Below are 10,185 nucleotides of genomic sequence, written 5' to 3' on the forward strand. Positions count from 1 at the left end.
GCAGCGGGCATCCTAAGTCATGGGATAACTGCTGCCAATGGAAGATTTCCCCGGAAGGGCCGTTCCAGAACAGCCTGCGGGCAACGGCCCTTTTCGTCCGGCGTGGTCAGGGGACCGGGCATCCGGGGCCTGCGGGGCAATCGCCGTCCTGCAAGATGGTGTGCTTACGATCTTCATAACCGCTGATGTGTCGGTCATATTCTTTTGCCAAAAGAAATGCCCCCGCCATTGAGTGGGATATGTCTCGTTGCGTGTATCAAACAAGGCGCTGTGGGATGGTGGGCCAAAGTACCTTTGTTTGATGGCGGGCGCGCAGTCAGCTTTGTCGGAGCTGTCAACGCATTCCTCCATTTTTTGTCGATTTCGCCAAAGCTCCTGGGGACGGCGGAACGATTTTAGGCGGTCCCACAAATTTTCCGTCTGTGGGGATTCCGGGCCCCCAAGTGTCTTGACAACACCGCCTTAGAGTTCGTATAATAATAGCACTGAGAGCAAAGGCGCCCTTTGGCGGTATCCTTTGCTCTTTTTTCTTTTTAAAATTTTTCGCGGAGGGGCGCTCCGCGTCCATACACGGTCACCATCGGAAAGGAGTCAGGCTCATGCGTCACTACACCAAGGAGGACATCATCCGGCTGGTCCGGGAGGAGGATGCCCAGTTCATCCGTATGCAGTTCACAGACATTTTCGGCCAGCTGAAAAACGTAGCCATCACCGCCTCTCAGATCGGGCGGGCGCTGGACAACCAGATTATGATGGATGGCAGCTCCATCGCGGGATTCGTCCGCATTGAAGAATCAGACCAGTATCTCTGGCCGGACCTGGACACCTTTGCCATCCTGCCCTGGCGGCCCCAGTACGGCAAGGTGGCCCGGCTGATCTGCGACGTCCACAACCCCGATGGTACCGCCTTCGCCGGTGATCCCCGAGGTGTGCTGAAGCGGGTGCTCCGCCGTGCCGACGCCCTGGGCTTCACCTGCAATGTGGGAGCGGAACTGGAGTTCTTTCTGTTCCAGACCGATGAAGACGGTCAGCCCACCATCCGGACTTCCGACGAGGCCAGCTATTTTGACCTGGGCCCTCTGGACCATGGGGAGGGGACCCGCCGGGAGATCTGCCTGAATCTGGAGCAGATGGGCGTGGCGGTGGAGGCCAGCCACCACGAGGTGGCAGCCGGCCAGCACGAGATCGACCTCCAGTACACCGACGCCCTGCGGGCTGCGGACAACATCATGACCTTCAAGCTGGCGGTGAAGACCCTGGCCCAGAAGAACGGCCTCCACGCCACCTTCATGCCCAAGCCCGTCAGCGGCGCCGCCGGCAGCGGCATGCACGTAAATATGTCCCTGTTTCGGGATGGGAAAAATGCCTTCTATGACGAGGCGGATCCCCGGCACCTGTCCCCGCTGGCCTATCAGTTCATCGCGGGACTGCTGGGACACGTACGGGGATGCTGTGCCGTCACCAATCCACTGGTGAACAGCTACAAGCGGCTGGTGCCCGGCTACGAAGCCCCCTGCCATCTGGCCTGGTCCACCGGCAACCGCTCCGCCTTGGTCCGCATTCCAACACCGCGGGGAAACAGCACCCGGGTGGAGCTGCGGAGCCCTGATCCCGCCTGCAACCCCTATCTGGCCCTGGCGGCGTGCCTTGCCGCGGGACTGGACGGGATCGAGCAGCAGATGACGCCCCCCGCCCCCCTCACCGGCAACCTTTACGAGGTGGGAGACGCCTCCGGCATCCAGCGGCTCCCCGGCTCTCTGGAGGAGGCCGTCCGGGCCCTGGAGGCAGACAGCGTCATTACGGACGCGCTAGGTGCCCACGTGACGGAGCAGTATCTGGCCGGAAAGCGTCGGGAGTGCCGGTCGTACGCCGCCCAGGTGTCCCAGTGGGAGCTGGAACAGTATCTGGTGGCGTACTGACCTGCCGGCCCTTCTGACAGGGCCGCAGAGAGAGGAGGGGGGCAAATTCCATGGACAGGATCATATTGGCGTTTGCCTCTGAGAAAGCCCACGCCCAGATCACCCGCATTCTGGGCTCCGGCGGCCTCGCGCCGTCCATCTCCTGCTTCAGCGGCGCGGAAACCATCCGAGCCGCCCGGAAGCTGGGCGGAGCCGTCGTCATCTGCGGTTTCCGGCTGCGGGACATGACTGCGGAGATGCTGGCCGTGGACCTCACGGGCATCGCCCCGGTGCTGGTCATCTCCTCTCCCGGGAATCTGGAGCTGTGCGGGGACAGGAACCTCATCAAGTTGGCCGTCCCCTCCTCCCGGGCGGAGTTCTTCGCCTCGCTGGATCTGGCCCAGGGAGTCCTTGCAGGCGGCGCCCCGGCTCCCCGGCTTCATATCCAGCGAAGTGCCGAGGAGGAGCGGCTGATCTGCCGGGCCAAGGCGGTGCTGATGGAGGTAAACCTCATGAGCGAGGCGGAGGCCCACCGCTTTCTGCAGAAGTACAGCATGGACACGGGGCTGCGGCTTGCAGAGACCGCCCGGCTGATCCTGGAGCGGTACACAACAGGCTGAAGCCTGACGATGAAACGACAAGGGAGGCAGTCCCAATGAGTGGACCAGCGCAGAACATACACAATATCTATGATCCCCTGTGGGAGCACGACGCCTGCGGCATCGGCGCCGTGGTCAATTTGAAGGGCACGCCGTCCCACGCCACAGTGGACAGTGCCCTGAAGATCGTGGAAAAGCTGGAGCACCGGGCAGGTAAAGACGCCACCGGCGAGACCGGTGACGGCGTGGGGCTGATGATTCAGGTGCCACACAAGCTGATGGTGAAGGCGGCCTCCGCCGAGGGCATCGCCCTGGGCGGCCCCCGGGATTATGGCGTGGGCATGTTCTTCTTCCCCGCAGACGCGCTGAAGCGGGCCCAGGCCCAGAAGATGCTGGAGATCATCGCGTCCAAGGAGGGGCTGGACTTCCTGGGCTGGCGGGATGTGCCCACCCATCCGGAGGTGCTGGGCCGGAAGGCCCTGGACTGTATGCCCTGCATCTGCCAGTGCTTTGTGGCCCGGCCTGTAGACTGCGCCCGTGGCCTGGACTTTGACCGGAAGCTGTATGTGGTCCGCCGGGAGTTCGAGCAATCCAATGTGAACACCTACATTTGCTCCTTCTCCAGCCGGACCATCGTGTACAAGGGCATGTTCCTGGTGGGGCAGCTGCGGAAGTTCTACACGGACCTGACGGAGCCGGATTGTGAGAGCGCCATCGCCCTGGTCCACTCCCGGTTCTCCACCAACACCACCCCCAGCTGGGAGCGGGCCCATCCCAACCGCTACATCCTCCATAACGGTGAAATCAACACCATCCGGGGCAACGTGGACCGGATGCTGGCCAGGGAGGAGACTATGCACTCGGCCGTACTGGAGGCGGACATGGACAAGATCCTGCCGGTGGTAGACCAGAGCGGCTCCGACTCCGCCATGCTGGACAACACCCTGGAATTTCTGATGATGAACGACATCCCACTGCCCCAGGCGGTGATGATGTGCATCCCGGAACCCTGGGCCAACGACCGGAAAATGAGCCGGGAGAAGCGGGACTTCTACCACTACTATGCCACCATGATGGAGCCCTGGGACGGCCCGGCGGCCATCGTGTTCTCCGATGGGGACACGGTGGGCGCGGTGCTGGACCGGAACGGCCTGCGCCCCTGCCGGTGGTATCTCACTACCGACAAGCAGCTGATTCTCTCCTCCGAGGTGGGGGTGCTGGACATCCCGCCGGAGAAGATCGTGAAGAAGTCCCGGCTCCAGCCGGGGCGGATGCTGCTGGCAGACCTGACTGCCGGTCGACTGGTGGACGACGCCGAGGTCAAGGAGCGGTACGCCCGCCAGCAGCCCTACGGCGAGTGGCTCGATGCCCACTTGGTATACCTGCGGGATCTTCCCATCCCCAACCGGCGTGTGGAGCGGTCCTCCCAGGAGCGGCGGGACCGGCTGTACAAGGCCTTCGGCTACACCTATGAGGAGGTGAAGGACGCCATCCTCCCCATGGCCCGGGATGGGGCGGAGCCCACCTCCGCCATGGGCGTGGACACACCGCTGGCGGTGCTGTCGGAAAAGCACCAGCCCCTGTTCAGCTACTTCAAGCAGCTCTTCGCCCAGGTGACCAACCCGCCCATGGACGCCATCCGCGAGGAGATCGTCACCGACACCACGGTGTATGTGGGCTCCGGCGGCAATCTGCTGGAGGAAAGAGCGGAGAACTGCACAGTCCTCCAGATCCACAACCCCATCCTCACCTCCGTGGATCTGATGAAGATCCGCTACATGGACCGGCCCGGCTTCCATGTGGAGACCATCTCCCTGCTGTACTACAAGGGCTCTCCCTTGGCCAATGCCCTGGACCGGCTGTTCGTCAACGTGGACCGGGCCTACAAGAATGGCACCAACATCCTGATCCTGTCAGACCGGGGGGTGGACGAGAACCATGTAGCCATCCCCTCCCTGCTGGCGGTGTCCGCCTTGGAGCAGTATCTGGTGCGGACGAAAAAGCGCACCGCAGTCTCCATGATCCTGGAGAGCGCCGAGCCCCGGGACGTCCACCACTTCGCCACCCTCCTGGGCTACGGCGCCCAGGCCATCAACCCCTATCTGGCCCAGGAGTGCGTAGAGGAGCTGGTGACCCTGGGGATGCTGGATAAGGATCCCACTGCGGCCGTCAACGACTACAACAGCGCCATCCTCCACGGCATCGTGAAGATCGCCTCCAAAATGGGCATCTCCACCATCCAGTCCTACCAGTCCGCCCAGATCTTCGAGTGCCTGGGCATCAACCGGGACGTGGTGGACAAGTACTTCACCAACACAGTCAGCCGGGTGGAGGGTATCGGCCATCCACAAGCTGCGGTCCGGCCCGGACAAGGAGGACCACATGTACAACCCCCGGACCATCCTGCTGCTGCAGAAGGCCGTCCGGGAGGGCAGCTACGAGACCTTCAAGGAGTATTCCGCCCTGGTGGACGAGCCTGCCAAGCCCCATACCCTGCGGGGGCTGCTGGACTTCCAGTTCGATGAGAGCGGCGGCATCTCCATCGACGAGGTGGAGCCGGTGGCGTCCATTGTCAAGCGATTCAAAACCGGCGCCATGAGCTACGGCTCCATCTCCCAGGAGGCCCACGAGTGCCTGGCCATCGCCATGAACCGCATCGGCGGCAAGTCCAACTCCGGCGAGGGCGGCGAGGACGCGGCGCGCCTGCGCGATGAGCGGTGCTCCGCCATCAAGCAGGTAGCCTCCGGCCGGTTCGGCGTTACCAGCGCCTACCTCACCAGCGCCCAGGAGATCCAGATCAAGATGGCTCAGGGTGCCAAGCCCGGCGAGGGCGGCCATCTGCCCGGGAAAAAGGTCTATCCCTGGATTGCCAGGACCCGGTGCTCCACCCCCGGCGTGACACTGATCTCTCCGCCGCCTCACCACGACATCTACTCTATCGAGGACCTGGCCCAGCTGATCTATGACCTGAAAAACGCCAACCGCCGGGCCCGGATCAGCGTGAAGCTGGTCAGCGAGGCGGGGGTTGGCACCATCGCCGCCGGCGTGGCCAAGGCCGGTGCCCAGGTGGTGCTGATCTCCGGCCATGACGGCGGCACCGGCGCCGCGCCCCGCAGCTCCATCCACGGGGCGGGCCTGCCCTGGGAGCTGGGCGTGGCGGAGGCCCACCAAGCCCTGATCGCCAACGGTCTGCGGAGCCAGGTGGCCCTGGAGGCCGACGGCAAGCTGATGACCGGGCGGGATGTGGCCATCGCCTGTATGCTGGGGGCGGAGGAATTCGGCTTTGCCACCGCGCCCCTGGTGGCCCTAGGCTGCTGCATGATGCGGGTGTGTAACCTGGACACCTGCCCGGCGGGCATTGCCACCCAGAATCCCCAGCTCCGGTCCCGCTTCTCCGGCAAGCCGGAGTACGTGGTGAACTTCATGGAATTCGTGGCCCAGGAGCTGCGGGAGTATATGGCGGCCCTGGGCATCCGCACCGTGGATGAACTGGTGGGCCGCAGTGACCTACTGCGGGTCCGGGAGAAGCTGGTGACCCACCGGGCGGAGACCCTGGACCTCCGCAGCCTGCTGGAAAATCCCTGGAGCGGCGGGCCGTCCCACTTCAATCCCGGAGATGTTTACGACTTTCATCTGGAGCGGACCCTGGATGAGAGCGTGCTGCTGGCCAAACTGGGCAAGACGCTGAAGGGGAAGCGGACCGGCCGGTTGGAGCTCACCGTCTCCTCCACGGACCGGGCCTTCGGCACGCTGTTCGGCGCCGAGATCACCCGGCAGTGCGGGGACTCCCTGCCGGACGACAGCTATGTCATCACCTGCCATGGCGGCGGAGGCCAGTCCTTCGGCGCCTTCATCCCCAAAGGACTGACCCTGGAGCTGGAGGGCGACTGCAACGATGGGCTGGGCAAGGGCCTCTCCGGCGGCAAGCTGGTACTCTATCCACCCAAGGACAGCACCTTCGACCCCGGCGAGAACATCATCGTGGGCAACGTGGCTCTGTACGGCGCCACCTCCGGCCAGGCGTTCATCAACGGGATGGCCGGCGAGCGGTTCTGCGTCCGCAACTCCGGCGCCATCGCCGTGGTGGAGGGCGTGGGGGACCATGGCTGCGAGTACATGACCGGCGGCCGCTGCGTGATTCTTGGCCCCACGGGAAAGAACTTCGCAGCCGGGATGTCCGGCGGCATCGCCTATGTGCTGGACGAAAAGCACGACCTCTATATGCGCCTCAACAAGGACCAGGTGATGACGGACACCCTGACGGAGCCTCACGACATCGCCGAGCTCCGCTCCCTCATTGAGGCCCATGTGGCCGCCACCGGCTCCCCCCGGGGGAAGAAGATCCTGGCGGCCTTCCACTCCTACGTCCCCTGCTTCAAGAAGGTCATGCCCCGGGACTACGACCGGATGCTCCGGTCCATCGCCCAGTACGAGGAGAAAGGCATGACCCGTCAGCAGGCGGAGATCGAGGCGTTCTACGCCAATACCAGAGCTTGAGAGGAGGCTGGACAACATGGGAAAACCCACCGGCTTTTTGGAATATACCCGCCGGGAGGATGGCCGCCGGCCCGCGGCGGAGCGGGTCCGGGACTGGGATGAGTTCCACCTTCCCCTGTCGGAGGAGATCCGGCGCCAGCAGGGCGCCCGGTGCATGAACTGCGGCGTCCCCTTCTGCCAGGCGGGGATGATATATGAGGGAAAGGCCTTTGGCTGTCCCCTGCACAACCTGATCCCCGAGTGGAACGACATGATCCTCTCCGGCAACTGGGGCCACGCCCTCAGCCGGCTGCTGAAGGCCAACAGCTTTCCGGAGTTCACCGGCCGCGTGTGCCCCGCCCCCTGCGAAAACGCCTGCATCTGCGGCATCTATGGGGACCCCATTACGGTCCGGGACAATGAGTTGAGCATCATCGAAGCGGCCTTTGGCGCCGGGAAGCTCCGCCCACGCCGGCCGCCCCAGTGGTCGGGGAAGAAGGTCTGCGTGGTAGGCTCGGGCCCGGCGGGCCTGGCGGCAGCGGACCAGCTGAACCGCCGGGGCCACATGGTCACCGTCATCGAGCGGGCGGAGCACCCCGGCGGTCTGCTGATGTACGGCATCCCCAATATGAAGCTACCCAAATCTGTGGTCCGGCGGCGCATCGACCTGATGACCGAGGAGGGCGTCACCTTCGTCTGCGGTGTGGACGCCTCAGAGGGTGCCGTGGCAAAGCGGCTGCTGGCGGAGTACGACGCGGTGATCCTCTGCTGCGGGGCCGGAGCGCCCCGGCCCTTGGGACTGGACACCACCGGCATCTCCGGCGTATGCTACGGCACCGAGTACCTGAAGGCTGCTGTGGAGCGGGCTCAGTTCGGCAAGGCGGAGGCGGCGGTTCCCTCCGCCTCCGGGCTGGATGTGGTTATCATCGGCACTGGCGATACCGCCAGCGACTGTGTGGCCACCGCCCTGCGGCAAGGCTGCCGCTCCGTGACCCAGCTGGTGCGCCGTCCCCGGACGGATTACCTGGACGCTGCGGGAAGCCTGCCGCTGGATTACGCCCACGAAGAGGCGCTGGCCGTTACGGGCCAGGATCCCCGGCGGTTCGGCGTCCAGGTCCAGAGCCTGGTGGCGGGGGAAAGCGGTTCCCTGACCGGTGTGGTCACCACGGAGGGGGATACCCTGCCCTGCCAGCTGTTGATCGGCGCCACCGGCTTTGCCGGGTGTGAGCGGGGCGTGTGCGAGGCCTTCGGTGTGGAGGCGGACAGGACGGTCCGCACAGCGCCGGGGAGCTATGCTGCCAATGCGGACAAGGTGTTCGCCGCTGGCGATATGCGCCGGGGCCAATCCCTGGTGGTGTGGGCCATCGCCGAAGGGCGCTCCGCCGCTGCGGAGGTGGACCGGTATCTGACCGGCTACACGAATCTGGTACGCTCCATTGGGTAGATGGGACATCCCCCTGACACAAGGATGGAGAAATTTCAGGAAATTTTCAGCTGGGTTTTGGGATATTCCCACATTGACAGCGGATATCCCCAGTGGTAATCTTTAGACCATAATTTTAACATCAGCAAAGGCGTTGATGGAGAAAAGTACCGCGGATGTTCCGGGCCAGTGAGCGGGGGATGGTGAGAACCCCGTACCAAAGAGTCCGCGGGAAGAACACTCCGTAGCTGTGATCTGAACGCGGGAGACCGCCAGTAAGTGAAACGAGTCGTGACCGTTACCTCACGCGGGCTTGTTGGAGCCTAGTCAAAGAGGTCCCCGATCAGGGGGCAAGTCAGGTGGCACCGCGGATCGCAGCTATTCGTCCTGAAATTTCAGGACGGAGCTGCGATCTTTTTTATTTCGGAGGTGCTTCTATCTATGTGCGCAATTATGGGTTTTTCCAAAAAGACCTACACCAAGGAGGAACTTCTGCCCTTCTTTGACCGAACCCGGTCCCGGGGACCGGACATGTCTCAGATCCTCGAGACGCCGTCCGGCTGGCTGTGCTTTCACCGGCTGGCCATCATGGGCCTGACGGAGGCGGGGATGCAGCCCTTTGAGCTGGACGGGGACTATGTGGTCTGCAACGGCGAGATCTACGGCTTCCGCCCCCTGAAGCGGCAGCTGACGGAAAAAGGCTACTCCTTCCGCAGCGGCAGCGACTGTGAGATCCTGCTTCCTCTGTACCGGGAGTACGGCCTGGAGATGTTCGCCAAGCTGGACGCGGAGTTCGCCCTCATCATCTACGATTCCAAGCGGGATGAACTCATCGCAGCCCGGGATCCCATCGGCATCCGGCCCTTGTACTACGGCTATGACCGCTCCGGCGCCATCGTCTTTGCCAGCGAACCGAAAAACCTAGTGGGGTTATGTAAGGGGATCCGCCCCTTCCCGCCGGGACACTATTACGCGGACGGAAAATTTGTCCGCTATGCGGATCTCACCACCGTCACGCAGTACTCCCCCGATGACTTGGAGACCGTCTGCCGCAACATCCGCAACAAGCTGATCGCGGCGGTGGATAAACGGCTGGACGCGGACGCTCCCCTGGGCTTCCTGCTCTCCGGCGGGCTGGACTCCTCTCTGGTATGCGCCATCAGCTCCGTAATTCTGGGGAAGAAGATCCGTACCTTCGCCATCGGCATGGACACGGATGCCATCGACCTGAAGTACGCCCGGGAGGCGGCGGAGTTCATCGGCGCCGATCACACGGAGGTCTATATGACCCGGAAGGAGGTTCTGGCGGCCCTGCCCGTCGTCATCGCCGCCCTGGGCACCTGGGACATCACCACCATTCGGGCCAGCATGGGCATGTATCTCTGCTGCAAGGCCATCCACGAAAAGACGGACATCCGGGTGCTGCTGACCGGCGAGATCAGCGATGAGCTGTTCGGCTACAAGTACACAGACTTTGCCCCCAGCGCCGGAGCCTTCCAGCAGGAGTCCAAAAAGCGGGTGGATGAGCTGCACATGTACGATGTGCTGCGGGCGGACCGGTGCATCTCCGTCAACTCTCTGGAGGCCCGGGTCCCCTTCGGCGACCTGGACTTCGTGAAATACGTCATGGCGGTGGATCCGGCGCTGAAAATGAACACCTATGGCATGGGCAAGTACCTGCTGCGCCACGCGTTTGAAAAGGACCGCCTGCTGCCGGACAGCATCCTCTGGCGGCAGAAGGCCGCCTTCTCCGACGCCGTGGGCCACTCCATGGTGGACGACCTGAAGG

4 protein-coding genes, 1 pseudogene and 1 other annotated feature are annotated in these 10,185 nt (G+C 63.7%); all 5 genes and pseudogenes read left to right on the top strand.

What is annotated here, in order from left to right; translation table 11 throughout:
* The first annotated feature begins 599 nt into the window (after positions 1-599).
* Positions 600-1,919, top strand: coding sequence for a type I glutamate--ammonia ligase (gene glnA / locus QVE23_RS08520; protein WP_021750770.1), 1,320 nt, complete (start codon positions 600-602; stop codon positions 1,917-1,919).
* 50 nt (positions 1,920-1,969) lie between these two features.
* Positions 1,970-2,518 carry an ANTAR domain-containing response regulator gene (locus tag QVE23_RS08525; RefSeq protein WP_021750771.1) on the top strand — a complete coding sequence of 183 codons (549 nt, stop codon included), beginning with the start codon at positions 1,970-1,972 and terminating at the stop codon, positions 2,516-2,518.
* 35 nt (positions 2,519-2,553) lie between these two features.
* A pseudogene (locus tag QVE23_RS08530) lies at positions 2,554-6,994 on the top strand (glutamate synthase-related protein).
* Positions 6,995-7,010: 16 nt separating this feature from the next.
* The gene (locus QVE23_RS08535; protein WP_287967935.1) at positions 7,011-8,417 is read left to right on the top strand and encodes a glutamate synthase subunit beta; all 1,407 of its coding nucleotides are present in this window, start codon (positions 7,011-7,013) and stop codon (positions 8,415-8,417) included.
* A 124-nt stretch (positions 8,418-8,541) separates the two neighbouring features.
* Positions 8,542-8,789 (top strand) — a binding site (T-box leader).
* Positions 8,790-8,837: 48 nt separating this feature from the next.
* On the top strand, positions 8,838-10,185 hold a 1,348-nt coding region (gene asnB / locus QVE23_RS08540; RefSeq protein ID WP_287967936.1), incomplete at its 3' end, for an asparagine synthase B.

The sequence above is a fragment of the Oscillibacter sp. KLE 1728 genome (assembly GCF_934833455.1).
Classification (GTDB): Bacteria; Bacillota; Clostridia; order Oscillospirales; family Oscillospiraceae; genus Oscillibacter; species Oscillibacter welbionis.